Below are 20,643 nucleotides of genomic sequence, written 5' to 3'. Positions count from 1 at the left end.
TTAGAGTCGATCATCTGACTTGATGTGTTCACACCGTCCCTCCGGTCTCCAGGTCCGCTCACGCCGTCACCGTCTGCAAGGTGCGCGCCCGTCGGATCGCAGCGACAAAATCTCGCGCTATTGTGGGATTTGCGCGCAGATGCAGATGAACATAACTCGCCAGAACATTCCCTTGCCGGAATCCTTCAAACTCCTCTTTCCCCGACATCGAGTACTCCACGCAATAGCTCGTCGCAATGTCTCCGCGAGAGACGATGGACGAGTAGTGAAAGCTGTGTCCGCGGACGGTCGTTCCTTTGGGGCCCAGGAGACAGTCTTCGGTAAACTTCACCCTGACGTATCCGAACTGCACAAGTTTGCCGGTCATCTTTATAGAAAGTGGCAGGACTCCAGCCATCTCGTAGTTCATGCCTTCGGCGGTCTTAAGACTCTCGGAGAGGTAAATCATCCCACCGCACTCCGCATAGATGGGTCGTCCCGAAGCAGCAAAAGCACGAACTTCCTCGATCATCTGACGATTGCTGCTGAGTCGTTCTGCATGAAGCTCCGGATATCCTCCGCCGAGGTAAAGCGCATCGAGCCCCGTTGGAAGAGACCTGTCGCGCAGCGGACTGAACCGAACGATCTCAGCGCCCTGTTCGCGAAGAAGATCCAGATTGTCCTCATAGTAGAACGAGAAAGCGTGATCAGATGGAACACCGATTCGCACGCCTTCAGCCACTCGCGAACTTTCTATTCCGGCAACTCCCGTTTCATCCAGATCCAACTCACAATGCAGCTCAACCAATCTATCAAGATCGAAATATTTCTCCGCAAGCGCCGCCAGCGTATCAATTGCAGCATCATCTTCTACCGCAGCTTCAGCCGCTCCTTGCAGACCGAGATGGCGCTCGGGAATCGTAATCGCCGGATCACGTGGCAGCCAGCCTAGAATTCTCGTCTTGCACGAAGTCTCAATCGCCGCGCGTAGCATCTCGTAGTGTCGTTCTGTCGCGACGCGATTCAAAATCACTCCTGCAAGCCGCAGCTCTGGGTCGAACATCTCGAAGCCGAGCACCACCGCCGCGATGCTCCTGGAAGTCTTTGCCGCGTCTACGACGAGCACGACAGGCAGCTTCAAAAGCTTGGCAATCTCCGCAGTGCTTCCAGTCTCCGTGTTCCCGCTCTTTCCATCGAACAACCCCATCATGCCTTCAGCGACGAGAACATCCGCGCCACGCGCGGCATTTTGCAGAACACGTCGATTCGCCTCTTCGGTCAGCATCCATGTATCTAGATTTCGAGCCTTTCGCCCGCATATCCTCGTGTGGTGGCCAGTGTCCAAAAAGTCAGGCCCACACTTGAATGGCTGCACCGCAAGGCCGCGTCGCCGCAGACCAGACATGATCGCCAGCGCGACCGTCGTTTTTCCCACGCCACTCGCTGTGCCTGACACTAGTAGAGCTCTCACAGGGTCACCTCCAGGTGTCCCTTCAAAGCGAGCGGAAGTCCAGCCACCATCAGCACCACATCATCGGCGATCCTTGCTACGCTCTGATTGATCTCGCCTAGCAGATCGCGGTATCGACGCCCCAGGGGATACGCCGGTACCACTCCGCTGCCCACCTCATTGGACACCAACACAACGGAGCAACTCGCCGATTGCAACGCGACACACAAAGCCCCAACACGTCGTTCGATGGCATCCTGGTCGTCGCCTTCAGTCTCTAGAAGATTCGCCGCAAAGACCGTCAGACAGTCCACAACCATCACATCGCAGTCGCGTGCTCGCTGCTCCAGCACCTGAACCAGTTCCAGCGGCTCTTCCACTGTGAGCCACTCCGCAGGGCGTTCTCTACGATGCCGCTCGATCTTGTGATGCATCTCGTCGTCGGAAGCCTTCGCTGTCGCCACAAAGATCACGTGGCTCTCTCGCTCTGCAAGCTGTTGCGCGTAGCGGCTCTTGCCGCTGCGAACGCCGCCAAGTACGAGAGTGATGGAACTGTGGCGCATCTCCTGCATCGTTAGCTCCTTGCCCGGCATCTTTCGAAGCAATCGAGCAGAGCGGGAATGTAGTTAGGCAGCGCTCGTGCAGACCCTGAATGCAGTCGGCGAGAATGCTCTTCAGCTCTCCCAGCGAAGCTGAATCAGCCTGATCGGCCCTGGCAGGTCTCCTGACTTACGCTTCAGCGAATCTTGACTTACCTTCCCAGGACGCATCCCAGTGGCTTAATACCAATCGCCAAAACTCTCAGCGTTTACAGTTACGGGGTAGCGACGGATTTGCACCGTCTTCCCAACACCAGATGTAGAAAAGACTATCCCGCTCAACCCGCCGGGTCAAATCTTTACAATTCCGCGACTTTCGCGGCATCTCTTCTCATTCTTCCGCGATCTGTCTCGCCGCAGTTCTCGCATCCCGCACCAGATCCGGCACTCCCACGCCGCGATATCCATTACCAAGCAGCCACAGTCCCTTGATCGCTCTCACTCGCCCATCGAGTTTCTTCATCCTCTCCAGATGCCCCACGGCATACTGCGGAAGACTGCGCGGCCACCGACGCACAACGGTCACTTGCGGCTCAGGCAAAGGCCCCAGGACTCTTGCCAGCTCCATCCGCGCCACTGTGGCTGTCTCGTCATTCCCGCATCGCATCAATCGTTCGGCAGCTTTGCCTCCGAAGAAAGCTCGCAAAAGCCGCCCCCCCTGGGGCACGCGGCCTTCAAACTTCTGATCGACGAAGGTCGCTGCGAGCAGCAGGCTATTCGATCCCGGAGGCACAAGAAAACCGAACCCCTGCGGCAAAGACACCTTCGCGGCGTCTGGAAATCCGAATCCGACCACTACCGCAGAGCTGGCATCCATCTCCATCAACGGAGCCATCTCGGCGTCAACCGGCTGCAGAAGAGAACAAGCGACGTCAACCGGCGCCGCCATCATCACAGCATCGAAACGCTCTACGCCTCTAGCAGTTCCGACGAGCCACCCTTCTTCGCCACACGAAATGAACTGTACCTCCGCAGCAAGTCGAATCCAATCCTCGGGAATCGCTGCGACCATGCGATCCACCAGAGTTCCCATTCCGCTGCGCAACGTTGTAAACACTGAACTCTTCCTCGCTACAACACTCCTCGCCCGCAGCGCGTCTATCAGACTGCCGTGTTCTCGCTCCATCATGACAAACGGAGCCATAACCGCCTGCACGCTCAACTTCGTCACATCGCCACCAAAGACGCCGCTCAGCAGCGGAGCACCGATCTTCTCCAACACCTCGTCTCCAAAGTGGCGTCGAACAAACTCCGCAACACTCTCGTCTCCTACAGGAGCCGCCGCTCGCAACTCCTCCGCTCTGCCGGGCTCTTCGCGATAAGCCCGCTTGGCCTCTGCGCTGAACAGTTCGGACTGATCTAAAGCATCGAGGTCAGCCGGCACCATCATCCGCATGCCATCCGGCATAGCCTGCAGCTTCTTGTCGATCAGCACATACGTCTTACGCGTAGCGTCATTCGAAGGCATCACTTCATCAGCCAATCCAAGCTCTTCTGCGAGCTCGCGCGCCCACGGCTTTTCCGTCAACCAGGCATCCGGCCCACACTCAATCACAAACTCACCCTCATGGACCGTCTCGATGATTCCACCCAGACGCGTCGAGGCTTCGAACAACACTCCCTGCAGCGGTACGCCCTTGCGAGCCTGCTGCGCCAGCTCATACGCTGCCGTCACCCCGGCTACCCCACCGCCCACAATTGCAACCCGTTTCATCGTTTCTCCAGAGATTCCCGCAAACAAAAGCGGAGGCCAGAGCCCCCGCCTTCAGCCCTCATGACAGCCTATACCTACGCCGGAACCATGACCTCGTCGACAGTCGCTTTATATCTCCCGGAGACGACCTCCACCAGCGCCTCCACCAACCCCGGGGAGTCGTTCAAGCTCTCGGCTCGCCACAACTTCAGGCCCAACTCGTTTGCGGTCTGCCGGAATGCGATGTCGATGTCATAAAGGATCTCCACGTGATCACAGAGGAAGCCCACTGGCTGCATCACCACGCCCACATGTCCTTCCGCCTTGATCGCTTTGAGTGTGTCCTCCACCGTTGGACCGATCCACGGACCACCGCTCATACCCTGACTCTGAAACGCGAAGTACCAATCTTTGTCACCAAATCCAGCCGGGGCCATCCGCTCCGCCACCATCTGCGCAGTCCGCTTAGCCTCCACCGGATAGGGGTCCGGAGAATCCTGCACAGGAGTTCCCGGCCGCGCGCCAGCGACAGAGGCTTCGCCCGTCATGATCGTTCGACACGGCACGCTATGAGCTGTGAACAAAACTGGCACGCGCTGTCCCACTTCAGCGCAAGCCTTCGCCCACACAGGCTGCAGCTTCTCCGCGAACGCCTCCGCCAACAGAGGACTCTCAGCCCAACCCGCGACGAACTCAACCTCCATCCCCGTGGCCGCAGCGTGCACGGCCCTGCGATAAAGCCCCACGCTCGTCCGCGAGTTCTGCGGAGCCAGGCACACTGCCTTGATGTGCGTCACGCCATCCAACCGCATCTGTGCCACCACATCAGCGATATAGGGGTGCCAGTTTCGCATCCCTACATAAACTTTTCCGGCATCCAGCGCGTGCTCCAGCATGTGCGCCTGCACCAGCGTCCACTTTGTCAGCGGCGGCGGCTCCATGCCCGGCGACTCTTGCAGCCCAATCTGCGCATACCGATGCTGCAGCTCCTGCACAACCTCCTGCGGCATAGCTCGGCCGCCGGTCACTTTGCTCAGATACTCCGCCATCTCGCCCAGCATATCGGGCGTTCCATGCGCGAGCAGCAGCACCGCACTCTTGCTTGTCTCAGAGCTCATCGCGCGCTCAACTCCCTGACCCACTCCACCACGCGGATCACACTCTCAACCGGGGTTCCCGGCACAATGCCGTGGCCAAGATTGAAGATATGTCCAGGCCGTCCCGCAGCCGCATCGAGAATCTCGCGTACCTGCTCCTTCAACACATCTTCCTGCGCAAACAGCGCAATCGGGTCAAGATTTCCTTGCACCGAGCAGCCGGCACCAACTGCCTTCCAGCCCACTTCCAGTGGCGTCCGCCAGTCAAGCCCAATCACATCTGCACCTGTCTCACTCATCGCCGGCAGCAGGGAAGCGGTCTCGACCCCAAAGTAGATCACCGGCACACCCAGCGCCTTGATTCGCTGTACCAGCTCGGTCGTCCAGCCAAGACAATATTGTCGATAGTCACGAACGCTCAGCTTGCCCACCCAGCTATCGAAGACCTGAATTACATCTGCGCCCGCTTCAACCTGCTGCTTCGCATAAGCAACCAAAACGGTAACAATCTTCTCCATCAGCAGCGACCACGCAGGTCCATCCGAGTACATCATCTTCTTGGTCTGGATGTAGTTGCGATCTCCACCGCCCTGCTTGCCACCTTCGATCATGTATCCAGCAAGCGTCCACGGAGCGCCACAAAATCCGATAATTCCCAGCGTGTCCCCATCGGCACGCGGCGCGGAAAAGTGCGTGGCAACTTTTTCAATCGCTCGCGCAACGTACTCCAGCTCTTCCACGCGATCAGTCCGCAGCGCCTTTACATGCTCCAGCGTCCTCACAGGCGTGTGCACCACTGGTCCTTCACCAGCAACAAACTCGAAGTCCAGACCCATCGGCGTAAATGGCAGCAGCAAATCAGCAAAGATGATCGCAGCGTCCACATCCAACCGCTCTGCTGCCGTAATCGTCACCTCCGCCGCAATCTCAGACGTCCGGCAGATCTCCAGCAGGGAATGGTGCTTGCGCACCGCCATATACTCCGGCATATAGCGCCCCGCCTGCCGCAAAAACCACACCGGTGTTTTGTCGACTGGCTGCCGCAGGCAGGCCCGCACAAAACGGCTCGCTCCCGTCTCTCCGCCAACAGCCGTCACTGCGGCACTTTCCACGATCGCATCACTCAAAAGGCTCGTCCTCTATAACCTTTTAAGCCTAGCACTCATGCGCGCCTGCGCGAACCGGCGCCCGTCGGAACTGTTTCGTGACACGCGAAAAATTCATGCCAAATTAGCGCCCGAGTACCGCACAAGAACCTTCGCTCAGGCCTCCAGCCGAAACGTAAACTCTTCAATAACAGGGTTTGTTAGAACCTCGCGTGCAATCCGCTCCACCTCGGCCTGCGCGGCGTTCTGTTCCAGTCCATCCTCCAAAGTCAGCAGAAAATATTTCCCCTGCCGTACATCGGCAACGCCGCGATATTCCATTCGCCGCAATGCATCTGCAACTGTCTGCCCTTGGGCATCCAGCACCGTTCGTTTCAGCGTTACATAGACATGAGCCTTCATCTTGTCTGATTATAGACAAGGTGCGGCTTTCGCCCTCAATCGAGGTAGCGAACCTCCACCAGGCAGCTGGGCCACCGAACCGCGAAGTCAGCCAAGCCTACACTTTCGATTGGACAAGAGAAGAGACACCAGCCTTTATGACGAATTACCTGGAACTCCCCGTCGGGCCTAACAGTCCGGAAGTCATCAACGCAGTCATCGAGATCCCCTACGAGGGTGTCAACAAGTACGAGTACGACAAAGAGCTCCACGTCTTCCGTCTCGACCGCAACCTCTACTCCCCCGTCCACTACCCCGGCGACTACGGCTTCATCCCCAGCACCTTAGGCGACGACGGCGACCCCCTCGACTGCCTCGTACTCGTCGACACCCCCAGCTTCTCCGGCTGCGTCATGCAGGTCCGTCCCATCGGCGTTCTCGAGATGCTCGACCAGGGCCTAGGCGACGAAAAAGTCCTCTGCGTCGGCCAGGACAATCCCCGCTACAAGGACGTCTGGAACTTCTCCGAGATCTATCCCCACATGCTCCGCGAGATCACGCACTTCTTCGCCATCTACAAGGACCTCGAAGGCAAGCGCGTCGAAGTCAAAGGCTGGCGCGATGCCTCCTTCGCCCGCAACAAAGTTCTCGAAGCCCAACAGCGCTTCATCGAAAACAAGACCAACCCCATCCCCAAGCCCGTACCAAAAAAGTCCTAGCCATCATCACCGCATCACCGAAGGGGTCGCCGCAAGGCGGCCCTTTCGCATTCCCCGAGCCACAAAATAAACCACCGGCCCTGCCGCTGCCACAATCGCCGCAAACCCCAGCGAAGGCAGCCCAGCCACCCGCTCCCCTCGCGCCGCCCACAACGCAAACGCAATCAACGCCACCGGCCCAACACCCATCCCCACCGCACCCCACACACCACCCGGCACCTTGAACGGCCTAGCCAACCCCGGCTCCTTCACCCGCAACACCACCAGCGCCACAAACTCCAGCACCAGCGCCCCTCCATACAACACCAGGTCAATCGAGATCAGCCTCTCAAACGACAGCCTCAACGCCAGCGCCCACCCCACCGAACACAGCACCACGCTCACCCAGGGCACCCCCCGAGCATTCGTCTTCGCCACCACCTTTGGCAGCATCCCCTCCTCGGCCAACGCATAAGGCACCCGCGTATAGCTCATCACCAGCGCGTTGAACATCCCAAACCCATTGATCGTCCCACCCAGCACCACGCAAAGCGCCAGCCACGGCCCCACCAACTCCCTCGCCGCATCCGTCCACGCCCCCGTCGAAAACCTCTCCGCCGGAATCCCCGCCATCGCCATCGCCGCCAGCGGCAGAACATACGTCACCGCCACCAGCCCTACCGCCGCCAGCATCGCCCTCGGATAATTCTTCTGCGGCTGCTCCACCTCCTGCGCGACCGTCGAAGCGTTATCCCACCCCATGTAGTTCCACAGCGTCACCGACACCGCCCCCGCAAAGTCCGCCCCCGTCCTGGGAACTCCGAGCACCGCCATCGTACCCAAACCACGCCCCCCCACCAGCCCCTTCCAGACCCCCACCGCCGTCAGCACCACAAACGGCGACAGCAGCAGGCAGAACATCCCCACCGAACCCTCGCCCACCGCCCTCGCGCCCCACAGATTCCACACCATACAAAGCACCACCACCGCCAGCGCCCAAAGCGTCCCCCGATACCCGGCCGTCCACGCCGGCTCAATCCTCCCCAGGTACAGCACAAAGATCACCGGATAGATCGCCATATCGAACACACTCGCCGCCAGGCTCAGCCACGCCTCCTGAAACCCCCAAAATCTACCCAGCGCCCGCCGCACCCAGCAGTAGTACCCACCCTCCATCGGTATCGCCGACGCCAGCTCCCCCACCATCAAACTCGTCGGCAGACTCCACACCACCGGCACCACCACCAGCAGCACCAGCGCCCACCCATACCCCGCCATGCCGAGTATGTCTTCCAGCCCATACGGCCCACCCGAAACCATAAAGTACGTCGCCGCAATCAGAGGCAGCAGCCGTATCTTCCCCCCACCCGCCATCGTTCTTCCCAAACCCACCCGCCCCAGCGCCATTCAGTCTTTATATAGCGAGTCCCGCCCACCACGAAGCCAAAGCCATCAACACCCACGACCCTCTATTCTTTCCGTCTGCAAATCGTCGCGGGTCTTTAGATCGCTTAAGTCTTTTTGGTTGTCATCCCCGAAGGGGATCTGCGGTTGCTTTCGCCTTGCTCAGAGCGAGATTCACCGCGTCATCTTGCAGCACCTTGTCTTCCTCCCCCAGCCTCAAGCTATAATTGCCACAGCCGGGCATCGCGTACCCATGATGCTCACCGCAACACAGACGGAGAGTTGGCCGAGTGGCTGAAGGCGGCGGTTTGCTAAACCGTTATAGGGCGAAAGCTCTATCGGGGGTTCGAATCCCCCATTCTCCGCCATATCCTCCTCTAAGAAGTTTCGAGACATCCTAAGGCTAAACGAGAAGATGTTCAGGTACCAGCACTGATAAAGGTGCTACGCCGAAGTGATTCGTTACTTCCGAGAAGCCGACTTCCCAGTATTAATCCGTTGTCGGTGGGTGAATTGGCGACGATGTGCTCATTAAAGTGGCTGCCGTCGAAATCGGAGCTTCGCTGAAGCATGCCGCGTTTACCGACACTTACAATGAACCTTAAATCGTCAATTCGACTGGCAATCTCAAATGCACATTCCATCCGAAGCTTCCACATGTGTCTTACTTGTAGCAACTAAACAGAATTTGCGGAGATTGACTCGATGAAATGGCCTCTACGGGCTGTTGTCTTAGGAAGTAGGTTGGTCCGTACCTGTCTTATTGCGCTGATGATCGCATCTGCCGTCTGGTGTTCTACGCTGTTCGCCCAGAATCCGTCAGTGCAGGAACCGACGGACTTAAAAGTGGAGTTGCGCTCTTCAACCGGAACGAATCGCTTTCAGTTGGGCGAGGTGATTCCAGTGCAGGTTCTGATTTCGAGTAGCACCCCCGATCGCTACCTAGAGCCGTGCACGATGTTTTGGGAGAGCTGCTTCGGTTACCCTCGGTGCCGGTTCCAAGCCCACTGGTCCTTCGACATCAGCCCCGGCACGGGATGGACAGATATTGGTTGGCACGGCTGTAGCTCGATGAGCGGTCCTACCTTTGAGGTCAAGAGCTCCGATCTCACCATGGAGCCGAAACAGTATCCTTACACACTGACCAAGCGATTCCGTTTTAACACACCGGGCAGGTACACCGTGCGGTTGTCGCTCACAGTGGGTCTCGACGACGAAACCAACCAGCTCCGAACGCCGGAGACAACTGCGGCGAAGCACGATTCTGTGAGCAAGACGGCCGAAATGGTTCTGGAAATTGTTCCAGCTTCAGATGCATGGGAGCACACCGTACTTCAGCAAGGACTGGCCGCGTGGACCGCGACGCCTCCGAGATACACCAATCCGCCCTCGCCTGAGTATTTGAAGTACCAGCAGGAGAAGGATGCTTTTTGCAATCTGGGCACGTCGGAAGCTGCGATCGCGTTTGTGAATCTTTTGAGTAAGGGAATCGATACCAGAGACTGCCTCGAGATCAATGCGAATAAAGAGGCCGCTGAGACGGAGATGCGCCGTTTGCTGGTGGATCCGAATGTAGCGGTACGCGCGATCTACTTTGCGGAATATGCCAAGCTGCTTAGCAAACATGAAGGGAAGCCAGCTCTACCCCCAGCGGTGCTGCCCAAGGTTGTGAACGAGGTGCGCGATACGCTGTTTTCATCGCTGCCGAAGAAGGCTCCTGACGCAGAGATTGTTTCCTTTGAAACGGTACTTAGGAATCCAATGTCCGGTTACTGGGTTGTGCCGGGTTCGGCATACGACCTGCGCGAGCTTTATGCTCCCAATATCATTGCCATGGTGGCGGCAGTCTATGATCGCCTTTCACAGGAAACCCGGGAAGCACTGCTGGACAGCGAGTGGGACCATGTGCGATCACCACTGATGCTGCCTGTGGTTCGGCGCGAGGCCGAGAGGGGCGATGGCCATGCGTTATTGCGGTGGCAGGAACTTGACCATGCCGCCGCGACGGCCTTTATGCGCGTGGAGGTGCTTCGTCCGGCACCTAGGTTCTCGTCGTTGTTTATACGTCTTCCAGACGAGTCACTGCCTGGCCAGGAACACCAGATGGCCACAAACTTTGCCGCGCTCCGCGACCCGCAACAACTGATCGCGGAAGCTACGTTGCTGCATCGCTATGCAACACGTGCGACATTGCCTGCTTTGCTCCCGTTTATCGATCAGCACCTCGCCGCTTGGCCGTGCGAGGTCCAGATTCCCGTCCTGGCCTATCTTCTGAAGGTCTCGCCGAACGATGCGCGTACCAGTCTGGAGCAGGTGCTTAAAACGGTGCGGCCGCTCTACTGTCCCCGAGGAGAGTTTCTCCCGAGCCTCGGGTATATGCAGACAGGCCCGGTACTCGACATTCTGGCAGCCAAACAGGTTGAAGATGGAACGCCACTGAGTGACGATGCGGCGGAGTATTTGAGGAGGGATGGAAGCGCTTCCATGAAACCCGTGGTGTGGGAGCAGCTTTCACGCTGGCACAAGAAATATGCGGAGAGCGGAGCGGAGCTGCGTATGGGAAATGGAACAGGAACACAAGATGACCACTGGCTCTACACCCTTGATTCGAGACTGCGCGAGGCGTATGTCAATGCGCATGGCTGGACGCTTTCGCCTGAAGATGTGCGCAAACTGTCGGAGTTGCTGGGTGCTAAGAAGACGGAGGGCCTTGCATGCACCTTCAGCTGTAGCAGCCAGTTAAGCGTTGGACCCGAACCGGGGAACTACTACGTCTACGGACGTGTGAGCGATCCGATATACCCGCCCCAAAGTCGCATCGACTATCTGATGCCAACGGAGCCGTTTGTATACCAAGTCAACCAGTACGGATGCCGAGACTTGAAGAATCTCGAACAGAAACTCTTACAGTTCCCCGCAGGCTCGAAGTTCAGCTTTGCGCACACCGGGAGCGGGCGGGATGTGGGAGATTGGGCAGCGATCAGCGCATTTCTGCACAGCCATGGCTATGTGGCTGGTAACTAGCTAAGGCGGTCAAAGAACAGTCGGCCGGTGTTCAGCATTCCGCGAACTCCTGTTTCTCGATTGATGAATTCAGGGCTTAGCACTCATTGAGATCCATGCGAATTATCGGTACCGAGAAACGCAGTTACCGGAAGTTGGCCGGGTGCCCCACCCTTTATCTAAACGACGAATCTCGGGTGCTTCATCCTTCGCGCTTTTGCGAAGGGCGGAATGTAAACTGCCAATAGCGCGAACCGCTCTGCGGCCTAGCTAAAATGGTCTCCCGATATTTCGGAAATACTTTTGCGCCCCACGCAAACTGATACGTCCGGGACCCCTCAGAGATACAACGCGAAGCCGTAAAACTGCCTCTCACGCCCTGAACGAACTTCGCGGCCACCCCGCAACATCGGAGAACACATGAAAAAATCTACGCAATGGATATGTTGCGCAATGCTGGGCATTGCTGCCACTCTTCTGCCAGTCAAAGCAAAAGCAGTCACGGATGACGACAAGAAGTTTCTCGCGACGGCGGCTCAATCCGACCAGAACGAGATAGCCCTCAGCCAGCTTGCAGAACAGAAAGCCACCAATCCCGCAGTCAAGGCGTTCGCTGAAAAGATGGTCAAAGAACACACCCAGATGACCGCCAGCATGAAGCCCTTCGCCGACTCTTGGGGCCTCACTGCTCCAACCGGCCCCGACTCCGACCACCAGAAAGAACTGGATAAGCTCAACGGTCTCTCCGGAAATGACTTCGACAAGGAATACATGGACCAGATGGTGACCGATCACTCCAAAGCCCTGAGTGCCTTCACCAGCGAAGCCAAGGACACCAAAGACGTAAAGTTCCGAGCCGCAGTCCTCAAAGGCAAGACCGCCGTCGCAGCCCATAAGAACATGGCCTACGACCTCAAAAAGAAGCTCTAACAAGGAAGCAACCACCACCAGACGACCATCCTTCGCATCTTTGCGAAGGATGGGACTAAGAAATCCCGCTACCGCATACCCATCACAGTTCCCAAAACGGGAAGCCCGAATAATAAACCCCAAAACCCTGTCACATTTTTCCCACCCAAAAAAGTGACTGCTAAAACACCACACCAGCCACGCAAAACACCACGCTCACACCACCAAAACACCACGTCGAAAACACCCACTTTTCTCAAAAACCCCAACAAAACACCACAAACCCACCGCCCCAAAAAATAATATTTAATACTCCGCCTTCTCGCCTGCCGCAGGGACTGAGGTTGGAACCCCTGGGGTCCCCGCATAAGTGATGAGCAGCACGGTGGGTTCGTCCCCCGACTCCCCTCGATGCACATCGTCCACTGACTCCCCTACCGCTTGTCCCTGATGAACGACCTGAGTCTTGCCACTAGCCTTGTCATGTAGGGTAAGAGTGCCTGAAAGCACGTAGACGACATTTGGAAATGGATGCGTGTGCCATGGCAGGGCAGTGTGTGGTGCGATGGTCAGCTTAATCGTCGTGAGTTGTGGCTGACCCGTCGGGTAGTGTGTGTACGGCTTGCCGTTCCAAGATTCGGTCGTTTGCAACAGGATCTCGCGTTTACCGCTTGCGACGCTATTCGCGCCGTTCTGAGCGAACACGGTCGTCAGAGACGCTCCAGTGACGATAGCTGCGATGCCGATGCTGTGATATTTAGAAGTCATGTCAATTGTCTCCATTTGGGTTCGCGGTCTGCGCCGACCTCGACAGGATAATGCTATTTTCCGGTGTAAGAAACGCGCCAGACGCTGCGAGAGCCGTCATCTGTAACGTAGAGAGCGCCATCGTGACCCACGGCTACTCCTACCGGCCTTCCCCAGACCTGTCCATCCGCGGTGACAAACCCGGTAAGAAAATCCTCATACTCGCCGGTGGCTCTGCCGTCCTTCATAGGAATCCGGATCACCTCGTAGCCCCCGCGATTCGCACGATTCCACGACCCGTGTTCAGATGCGAATCCGTCACCGTCGTACTGGGATGGGAACATGGATTGACTGGTAGGGTAAAACGTCATTCCGAGCGATGCCATATGAGGTTGAACTAGTACGTCTGGCGTAATGACTTTGGATTTGAGTTCAGGATGAGTGCCCATAAGTCGTGGGTCCTGATGGCCCCCCATATAGAACCAGGGCCAACCATAGAAGCCGCCTTCTTTCACTGAAGTCACATAGTCCGGAACGAGATTGTTCCCCAGCGCATCACGCTCATTTGTCGAACACCAGAGTTGACCCGTAATAGAGTTGATCGCCTCGCCCACACAGTTACGAATGCCGTAGGCGTACACCTCGACAAATTTCCCCTCAGGGGTGTATTCCAGAACATCCGCTCGATGGAACTCTCCGGGATGCGTGTCAGGATCGTCTGCATTCGATCCGCTTCCCACAGAAACCAACATATGCTTGCCGCTGGCAGAGAAGACAACGTCTCGTGTCCAGTGACCACCGCCACGCAATTGAGCATAGCCGGGAAGATCGGGCACGATTGTTTCAGGCGTGGAGGCAGCCTTAAGATCACCTGACTTGTAAGCGAACCTGACGACGGTCGTGGCATTTCCAACGTAAATCCATTTAGGATTCGCACCAGCGGGATAAAACGCAATGCCAAAGGGATGATCGAGGCCCGTAGCGTAGGTGCTGATCGTAGCTGCTTTACCGGCGTTGGTAACGCCCCGCAACACAAGTATGGATCCAGCCTGTGAGTCCGCGACGAACAGATCGCCATTAGGCGCAGCATGGATGATACGAGGCATCACGAACGTACCGGAGGTAGGCGCGTGAATCTCTTTCTTGTTTTCGGATCGCTGCATAGGCGTGGCTGCATCCCCACCTGCATAGAGTTGGACCGTAAAACCAGCCGGGGCAATAGGCCACGCGCCCTCAGGCCTTGGTACGAGGGTAGGACCGTTGTCCACAGACTCAGACGGCTTCGGCTCTGGCAGGTCTGCCACGGTGATCTTTCGCCGGACGCCCGGTTTTTGCTGCGTGTAGTCGGCGAAGGCAGCCTGGCCGGTGATCGTCTGCTGGGCGTTAAGCGCAGAATTAAGAAGAGCAGTGAAGGCGAGAGGGGCTAATGCGTGAAACTTTACGAAGCGTGAACGTCTCATAATTCTCATCTCCAGGTTCGTATTATGGCTACAGTCGATCGTGCAGCGGGTTCAGCAAGTCGCCCCAAAGCCCTTGGGCCACCTTAACCACGTAGACTTGCGGGAGGATGGCTTACCGCAGCCAACTTGTCGTACGCGGCCTGAGGAAGTTCAACACCCGCAGCAGCAATATTCTCCTCCAAATGCTTGACCGAGGAGGTTCCGGGGATTGGCAGGATCACTTTCGACCGTTTGAGGAGCCAGGCCAATGCGACCTGTAAAGGAGTTGCATCAAGATCCTTTGCAACTTTCTTGATTGCATCATGTGCCTCCTTCGCTTGACCGAGTGGGGCCCACGGAAGAAAGGCAATCTTGTTCTGTTCGCAATAATCAACAATAAAGTCTGACTCCCGATCAGCGAAACTGTAACGGTTCTGCACAGAGACAATTGGTACGATTCTGCGGGCTCTCTCCACGTGTTCGCGAGTCACATTCGACAGCGCAACATGGCGGATCTTACCCTGCTCGCGCAGCCTGGCGAGCGTTTCAACCGACGCCTCGAAGGACACTGCATTATCCGGAGCGTGTAGTTGGTACACGTCGATACGATCCAGTCGCAGCCGCTTCAGACTGCCCTCAAGTGCTTCGATAAGATGTTTCGGGCTGGCATTGTGCGTCCATTGGCCGGGGCCCGGACGTTCCCATCCGCCTTTGGTCGCGATCACCAATCCAGCGGGATAAGGGTAGAGTGCTTCTGCGATCAACTCTTCGGATGTGCCAGGCCCGTAAGAGTCGGCCGTGTCGATCAGGTTCACTCCGAGTTCAATCGCGCGTCGCAAGGTCGCAAGAGCTGCTGCCTTGTCTGCGGGAGGTCCCCACACGCCTGCCCCTGTGATGCGCATCGCACCATAACCCATTCGGTTCACCGTGAGATCACCACCGATTGTGAACGTGTCTGCTGCTGCGGCTGTAAGGGTCTGCTGGTTGTTCATATGACTGCTCCTTTTTTGTGTTGAGAATTTGGAATGGATGAAATGCCCGATGCCCGCACTCAAGCGGGCACTGGCGCATCTTGCTCGATCAGATTTTGAGCCTTGAGATCAGCCCAAAACTCAGAAGGGATTTTGGTTTGCACCGAGGTGTAATCCGCAAGAATTTGTTGCTCACTGCTGGCACCTACAACCAGGGCTGCGGCTACATCAGGCGCGGCAGAGAATTGAAGCGCAGCAGTTCGAAGGTCGACCCCGTGGTCACTGGCAACCTCGCGAAGTCTCGTGCGTTTTTCAAGAAATGCCGACGGAATCAGGTATGACTCTTTCCCATAGTTGTAACGTGGACTACCTGATATAAACCCCGCATTCAGTGATGACCCAATTACGAAAGACACATTCTTGGCTCTGGCCGCCGGAAACAATTGATCCAGTGCGTTCTTGTGGTCGATCAGAGAATACTGCGAGGCAAGAAGACATACATCCGGATCCGCGACTTCAAGCAGTCGCATAATTGGTTCAGGAGTATTGACGCCGATTCCCCAGCCTTTGATCAATCCCTCTTCCCGCATACGAGTCAGTTCAGGAAATGCACCCTTTCGCGCGATTTCGAACTGCTCTTGCCACGGTGTCGGAAGATTTTTATTGTCCGATGAGATGTCATGAACGAAGGCGATGTCCAGGCCGTCTATACCTAGCCTTTGCAAACTGTCTTCAATGGAACGTCGCACGCCAGACGCTGTGTAATCGTAGACCACATCGTTAGGCGAAGGAGAAAACGGGAAAAACTCCCTGTTCTTCGCAGTCTTCGATGCCTTCAGCAGCTTACCGACCTTCGAGGAGAGGACGAATTCACTTCGATTCTTGTTGTGAAGGAAGTTGCCGTATCGACGCTCTGCCAAGCCGAGTCCGTACCACGGAGCCATGTCATAGTAGCGAACCCCAGCATTCCATGCGGCTTCGATGGTGGCATACGCATCTTCGTCGGTGACGACTGCAAATTCATTCCCAAGTGGAACCCCTCCTATTCCGAACCTGAAGGGCGGCTTGTAGTGCTCCTTATTGTCCCCGCCGATGGCCTCCTCCATGCTGTCGCTCATCTCTAATGTGATTGCGGCTGAAGCTGTCCAGGGTAGAAGTGCTGTTGCGACCGCTGCGGCCGATCCTTTGGCAGCGCTACTCAAGAAGTCTCTTCTCGTATTCATCGAAATCTCCTCGCTATCGGTTGTAGGTAGTGTGAGTCCAGAAATCGTCAGGCAGATTTACAACGATCGGCTCTGGTGTACTTCGCACCACTACCCATCGAAATGGATTCTTTCTAGAAGGGTTGAACTCCTGATGTGGCAACCAACTCGGCACATGCAGAAAGTCGCCCGCTCCAACGGTGACCGAGTGCTCCCCGAAGTTGCCCCAGCGCACATTAGCCTTTCCCTCAAGCACGTAAACGACAGTGTCCTGTTTGCCGTGGTGGTGGATGCCTGTCTTTCCGGAAGGCTCGACCACAAATATGCCTGCCCAAAGCGACGACTCAATGCCATTCATTGCCGCAATAGCCGACATCCGTAGCGATCCTGAAGTCTGCTGTGTTTCGCTGCTCAGTCCAGCGGGATGCACAACGCTGATCATCGGATCCGAATCCGATTGAGCTCCCATCCGAATAGCGACCTTTCTCTGCATTGCAAACGAGTCAGTTATCGAGCGAGTGAACGAATCATTGAGTTTGCTTCCCATGTGAGCTCCAGCTGGCATGTGACTGCCAAGACAAAATGTAATGTACTGTACAGTACATTACAAATAAGATGCACTCAGGAATGAGTTCGACGCACCATTAGTCCAAAAAAGTCGCCCATACTCGTCTCTAAAGCACGTCTTTGAGGGCACTACCACTGACTAGATTGTTGCGGTAGCTGCCGGCGGTGCAGATCCAATTAAAGAGCCTCCTGTTCAAGGGGGGGGACACTTTTTGTCGTTTACTTCAATCCCACCAAACTTGCGAGAGAGCTGGAAAGAAAACTGCGACGATCCAATGAAGTCTCCTTGGGAATTACCTAACTTTAGTCCGAACATTTTGAGTTGATCACTTACAACATTGATCTTCGGCTTAGTGCAAGGATGGTGGTCACAGAGATTCCGACGGCCACGGTAGTGCAGTATATTTATGAAACACTATGTACTGTACAGTACATTACAATTGTATTTTGCGACAAGCCTGCAAAGTATCGCAAGCCGAGTGCTATGAAGGAAAAGGTCGCATAAGATACTGCTAGTACAGGGGATTCAAGCTGAAGATTGCACTACATATTTTTTGATGCGATCAAGACTTGAGAGGGGAGAAATGAATGCCTAACAAACGGTCGCGAGGAGAGGTCCGAAACGGCAAACTTCAAAAAGTCGCAGCGGACCTGTTTCTAAAGCGCGGCTATGAGGGCGTCACTATCGACAGGATTGTCGAGGTGGCTGGTGGTTCGAAGAGTACGGTGTATAGCGAATTCGGTGGGAAATGTGGGTTATTTATCAGCAGCATCGAGAACCTGTGCCGCGAGTCGAATGAGCCGCTAGCGAAGATTGACTACACAGGGTTGGACCTTGAAGCGAGTCTGAAGAAACTCTCCTTTCACATCCTGAAACTCATCACCGCGAAACGGTCGGTAGACCTTCACCGTCTCGCTATAGGCGAAGCCGCAAATTGTCCCGAAGTAGGCGAGGCATGGTACACACACGGTCCCGCCAAAACAGCCTCATTTATACGATCTCTGTTGGAAAGTCGACACAAAGAGCTGCGAAAGACGGCCATTCCAATTGATCGGATCGCCGTGATCCTTCACGACTCGTTGACGGGAGACATCTTATACCGTCTGTTAGCGGGGGTCGGTAAGCAGGAAAATGACGCCGAGCTTAAGCGGTTGGCTGGTGCCTCCGTCGACCTCATTCTCGGGAACGTTCTTTGCGATTAGACTCAATAGCCTTCACCCCAATTTCAGCAGCAAACATTCGAAATGGACATGGTAATAGCTCGAGGTAGAAGGTTACGACCTCCGGCATGAAGTCATAAAACGCGCTACTCATCACTTCCCCTGACTCCCAGATTGCCGTGGCTCATAGCAAAGCGCCACGGTCTCTTAAATTTGATCAGATCAGATAACCCGAGACTGTCACAAACAGCGTACCCGTCGAGCCTGTCGGGCTGTACGTCGTAACGGAGACAGCGGTGCCAGGATCAACGTACAAACGCACAGCCTGCAGTGCGACATAAGTGTCGTACCCATTCGAGGGCTGTCCGTACGCAAAGGTTAGCGGGACGAACAGCTGAACGCTCTTCCCTCCGCAGGTGAAGTTGACGAACGCCTCCAGCTGACTCCCCAGCGGCGTCACATCCACTTGAACACTCACAGTTTCTACGACCAGGTGCTTCCCAGCCGGAACTGTGACAGACGGAGATCCGGTCTCGCCGAAGGGATTGGCCGGCAATCCGGGCACATCCAGAACAGAACTGATCGCTGCAGCCTTCTTCATAAGCGCCTCCCAAAACAAAACTGTATTCGGGGCCCGGACGCACCACCATACCAAACCTCCCTCTTGCTGAAAACCGCCAGATAAAATCTGGGCGGTATACTTGTGCGTCGAACTCCGCCGACGACAAAAGTGAGGCGAGCTGATGGCGCAGTCGAACTCTGATTCGCACAAAATCGAGCCAACTGCTAAGCGCTACGGCCTTGCGGTTATCTCCGTTGTCCTCGCCGTTATGCCAGCGCTTGTGCTGCAACACTTCAAATTTCGTGATGTCGAACTTCCGCTGCTGTTATTCGCAATCGCTCTAACCGCATGGCATGCCGGGGTGGGTCCGTCCGTACTGGCCATCGTGCTCGCGAGCCTTTGCTTCGATTACTTCTTCGCGCCTCCCCTTTTCTCTTTTGCCGCAACTCCGGCTGACATTCCGGCAATTGTTGTCCTAATCTCCTTCGCCGTATTAATTGCCCGCTTCAGTGCCGTACGACGCCGAATCGAACGAGATCTCCTGCAAACTCAAGACAAACTCCAGGCCGAAGTCGTCGAGCGGACCCAACAGGCCAGTCTGCTGAATCTCACCCACGACAGCATCTTCGTCCGCGACATGAGCCATGTCATCACTTACTGGAATCGAGGTGCCGAGGAACTGTATGGTTGGCCGTCCTCCGAGGCCGTTGCAAAACGCTCTCACGATCTCCTCCAGACCGCCTTCCCGCTCCCGATCGAAAACATCACCGCAGAGCTACTGCAAACCGGGCGGTGGGAAGGCGAAGTCAGGCGCGTAAAGGCCGATGGAACCGCGGTGATCGTGGCGAGCCGATGGTCGTTGCGACGTGACCAGGACAATCAACCTGTCGCCATCATGGAGACCAATAACGACATCACAGACCGCAAACGTCGTGAAGAGGAGATTCGTGGTCTCAATCAGCAGCTCGAGAAGCGGTCCGCGGATTTGCAGACCAGCAATAAAGAACTGGAAGCCTTCGCTTACTCTGTCTCCCACGATCTACGCGCCCCCCTCCGTCACATGGCCGGATATGCAGAGTTACTTCAGAAGAACGCAGCTTCCGCACTGGACGAGAAGGGGCTGCGATACCTGCGGATGATTCTGGACTCCGCAAAGAAGATGGGCAATCTGATCGACGACCTGCTGGCGTTCTCGCGAATAGGACGCACAGAAGCGCAGAAAACATCAGTCAATTTAGAGCAGCTGGTGAAGGAAGCCCTCAGTGAGGTACAGCCGGAGACGGGCGGTCGCAGCATCGTTTGGAAGATCGAAGCACTTCCCATCTGTTATGGAGACCGTTCCATGCTCAGGCTCGTTCTCGTCAACTTGCTCTCAAATGCTGTGAAGTTTACTCGCCCTCAACCGAAACCGGAGATCGAGGTAGGGTGCCTCGACGGAAATAGTGATGAAGTCGTGGTATTCGTAAGAGACAACGGCGCCGGGTTTGATATGAAATACGTAGATAAGTTGTTTGGTGTGTTTCAGCGCTTGCATCATGTGGATTCGTTTGAAGGTACTGGCATAGGTCTTGCAACGGTTCAGCGCATCATTCACCGTCACGGAGGCAAGGTGCGGGCAGAAGGTGCAATCGATCAGGGCGCGACCTTCTATTTCTCGGTACCAAAAATCTAAATC

18 protein-coding genes, 1 tRNA gene and 1 riboswitch are annotated in these 20,643 nt (G+C 56.1%); of the genes, 6 read left to right on the top strand and 13 right to left on the bottom strand.

All coding sequences use genetic code 11. The annotated features are described in order from the left end of the window. Positions 1-58: 58 nt before the first annotated feature. From RBB76_RS06100 to purS, 6 genes are all read right to left on the bottom strand, one after another. Positions 59-1,450 carry a cobyrinate a,c-diamide synthase gene (locus tag RBB76_RS06100; RefSeq protein ID WP_429628291.1) on the bottom strand — a complete coding sequence of 464 codons (1,392 nt, stop codon included), beginning with the start codon at positions 1,448-1,450 and terminating at the stop codon, positions 59-61. After that, complete coding sequence (gene cobU / locus RBB76_RS06095; protein ID WP_429628292.1) at positions 1,447-2,001, bottom strand: bifunctional adenosylcobinamide kinase/adenosylcobinamide-phosphate guanylyltransferase; 555 nt, start codon at positions 1,999-2,001, stop codon at positions 1,447-1,449. Before cobU ends, RBB76_RS06100 begins: the two co-directional genes overlap by 4 nt. A 125-nt stretch (positions 2,002-2,126) precedes the next feature. Next, a riboswitch (cobalamin riboswitch) is annotated at positions 2,127-2,301 on the bottom strand. Positions 2,302-2,359: 58 nt separating this feature from the next. After that, on the bottom strand, positions 2,360-3,742 hold the full coding sequence (gene hemG / locus RBB76_RS06090) for a protoporphyrinogen oxidase (RefSeq protein WP_429628293.1): 1,383 nt from the start codon (positions 3,740-3,742) through the stop codon (positions 2,360-2,362). 74 nt (positions 3,743-3,816) lie between these two features. After that, the gene (gene hemH, locus RBB76_RS06085) at positions 3,817-4,839 is read right to left on the bottom strand and encodes a ferrochelatase (protein WP_429628294.1); all 1,023 of its coding nucleotides are present in this window, start codon (positions 4,837-4,839) and stop codon (positions 3,817-3,819) included. Next, a complete protein-coding gene (gene hemE / locus RBB76_RS06080; protein WP_429628295.1) occupies positions 4,836-5,945 on the bottom strand; it encodes a uroporphyrinogen decarboxylase in 1,110 nt (369 codons plus the stop codon). The genes hemH and hemE overlap by 4 nt, the downstream gene beginning before the upstream one ends. Positions 5,946-6,080: 135 nt before the next feature. Next, a complete protein-coding gene (gene purS, locus RBB76_RS06075) occupies positions 6,081-6,326 on the bottom strand; it encodes a phosphoribosylformylglycinamidine synthase subunit PurS (RefSeq protein ID WP_020716583.1) in 246 nt (81 codons plus the stop codon). A gap of 137 nt (positions 6,327-6,463) precedes the next feature. Between purS and RBB76_RS06070 the strand changes: the two genes are divergently transcribed. Beyond that, complete coding sequence (locus RBB76_RS06070; protein ID WP_429628297.1) at positions 6,464-7,024, top strand: inorganic diphosphatase; 561 nt, start codon at positions 6,464-6,466, stop codon at positions 7,022-7,024. 6 nt (positions 7,025-7,030) lie between these two features. On the opposite strand, the gene RBB76_RS06065 is transcribed toward RBB76_RS06070, so the two are convergent. Continuing rightward, on the bottom strand, positions 7,031-8,410 hold the full coding sequence (locus RBB76_RS06065; protein ID WP_429628298.1) for an APC family permease: 1,380 nt from the start codon (positions 8,408-8,410) through the stop codon (positions 7,031-7,033). A gap of 273 nt (positions 8,411-8,683) precedes the next feature. On the opposite strand from RBB76_RS06065, the gene RBB76_RS06060 reads away from it, so the two are divergent. The 3 genes from RBB76_RS06060 to RBB76_RS06050 all read left to right on the top strand — a co-directional run bounded on the left by RBB76_RS06060 (position 8,684) and on the right by RBB76_RS06050 (position 12,340). After that, a tRNA-Ser gene (locus RBB76_RS06060) sits at positions 8,684-8,775 on the top strand. A gap of 337 nt (positions 8,776-9,112) precedes the next feature. Beyond that, positions 9,113-11,431 carry a hypothetical protein gene (locus RBB76_RS06055; RefSeq protein WP_429628299.1) on the top strand — a complete coding sequence of 773 codons (2,319 nt, stop codon included), beginning with the start codon at positions 9,113-9,115 and terminating at the stop codon, positions 11,429-11,431. Between the two features lie 399 nt (positions 11,432-11,830). After that, the gene (locus tag RBB76_RS06050; protein WP_429628300.1) at positions 11,831-12,340 is read left to right on the top strand and encodes a DUF4142 domain-containing protein; all 510 of its coding nucleotides are present in this window, start codon (positions 11,831-11,833) and stop codon (positions 12,338-12,340) included. A 285-nt stretch (positions 12,341-12,625) separates the two neighbouring features. Here the strand turns inward: RBB76_RS06050 and RBB76_RS06045 are convergent, their stop codons facing one another. The 5 genes from RBB76_RS06045 to RBB76_RS06025 form a co-directional block, all read right to left on the bottom strand. Further along, a complete protein-coding gene (locus RBB76_RS06045; protein WP_429628301.1) occupies positions 12,626-13,087 on the bottom strand; it encodes a cupin domain-containing protein in 462 nt (153 codons plus the stop codon). A gap of 53 nt (positions 13,088-13,140) precedes the next feature. After that, entirely contained in the window at positions 13,141-14,526 is a 1,386-nt protein-coding gene (locus tag RBB76_RS06040) for a PQQ-dependent sugar dehydrogenase (protein ID WP_429628302.1), read from the bottom strand. An 83-nt stretch (positions 14,527-14,609) separates the two neighbouring features. Continuing rightward, positions 14,610-15,497, bottom strand: coding sequence for an aldo/keto reductase (locus RBB76_RS06035; RefSeq protein WP_429628303.1), 888 nt, complete (start codon positions 15,495-15,497; stop codon positions 14,610-14,612). A 59-nt stretch (positions 15,498-15,556) separates the two neighbouring features. Then, positions 15,557-16,699 (bottom strand): aldo/keto reductase, encoded by a 1,143-nt coding sequence (locus tag RBB76_RS06030; protein ID WP_429628304.1) that lies wholly within the window; start codon positions 16,697-16,699, stop codon positions 15,557-15,559. A 13-nt stretch (positions 16,700-16,712) separates the two neighbouring features. Further along, on the bottom strand, positions 16,713-17,225 hold the full coding sequence (locus RBB76_RS06025) for a cupin domain-containing protein (RefSeq protein WP_429628306.1): 513 nt from the start codon (positions 17,223-17,225) through the stop codon (positions 16,713-16,715). 608 nt (positions 17,226-17,833) lie between these two features. Here RBB76_RS06025 and RBB76_RS06020 point away from each other — a divergent pair. Continuing rightward, positions 17,834-18,448 (top strand): TetR/AcrR family transcriptional regulator, encoded by a 615-nt coding sequence (locus RBB76_RS06020; RefSeq protein WP_429628308.1) that lies wholly within the window; start codon positions 17,834-17,836, stop codon positions 18,446-18,448. A 175-nt stretch (positions 18,449-18,623) separates the two neighbouring features. Here RBB76_RS06020 and RBB76_RS06015 read toward each other — a convergent pair whose 3' ends face one another. Continuing rightward, positions 18,624-19,007 carry a hypothetical protein gene (locus RBB76_RS06015; protein ID WP_429628309.1) on the bottom strand — a complete coding sequence of 128 codons (384 nt, stop codon included), beginning with the start codon at positions 19,005-19,007 and terminating at the stop codon, positions 18,624-18,626. A gap of 142 nt (positions 19,008-19,149) precedes the next feature. Here RBB76_RS06015 and RBB76_RS06010 point away from each other — a divergent pair, with 142 nt between their 5' ends. Continuing rightward, the gene (locus tag RBB76_RS06010) at positions 19,150-20,640 is read left to right on the top strand and encodes an ATP-binding protein (RefSeq protein ID WP_429628310.1); all 1,491 of its coding nucleotides are present in this window, start codon (positions 19,150-19,152) and stop codon (positions 20,638-20,640) included. Positions 20,641-20,643 lie beyond the last annotated feature (3 nt).

It is taken from the genome of Tunturiibacter psychrotolerans (assembly GCF_051013365.1).
Classification (GTDB): Bacteria; Acidobacteriota; Terriglobia; order Terriglobales; family Acidobacteriaceae; genus Edaphobacter; species Edaphobacter psychrotolerans_A.
The sequence above is the reverse complement of the archived record's forward strand: the minus strand, read 5'-3'. Positions and strand labels throughout refer to the sequence as shown.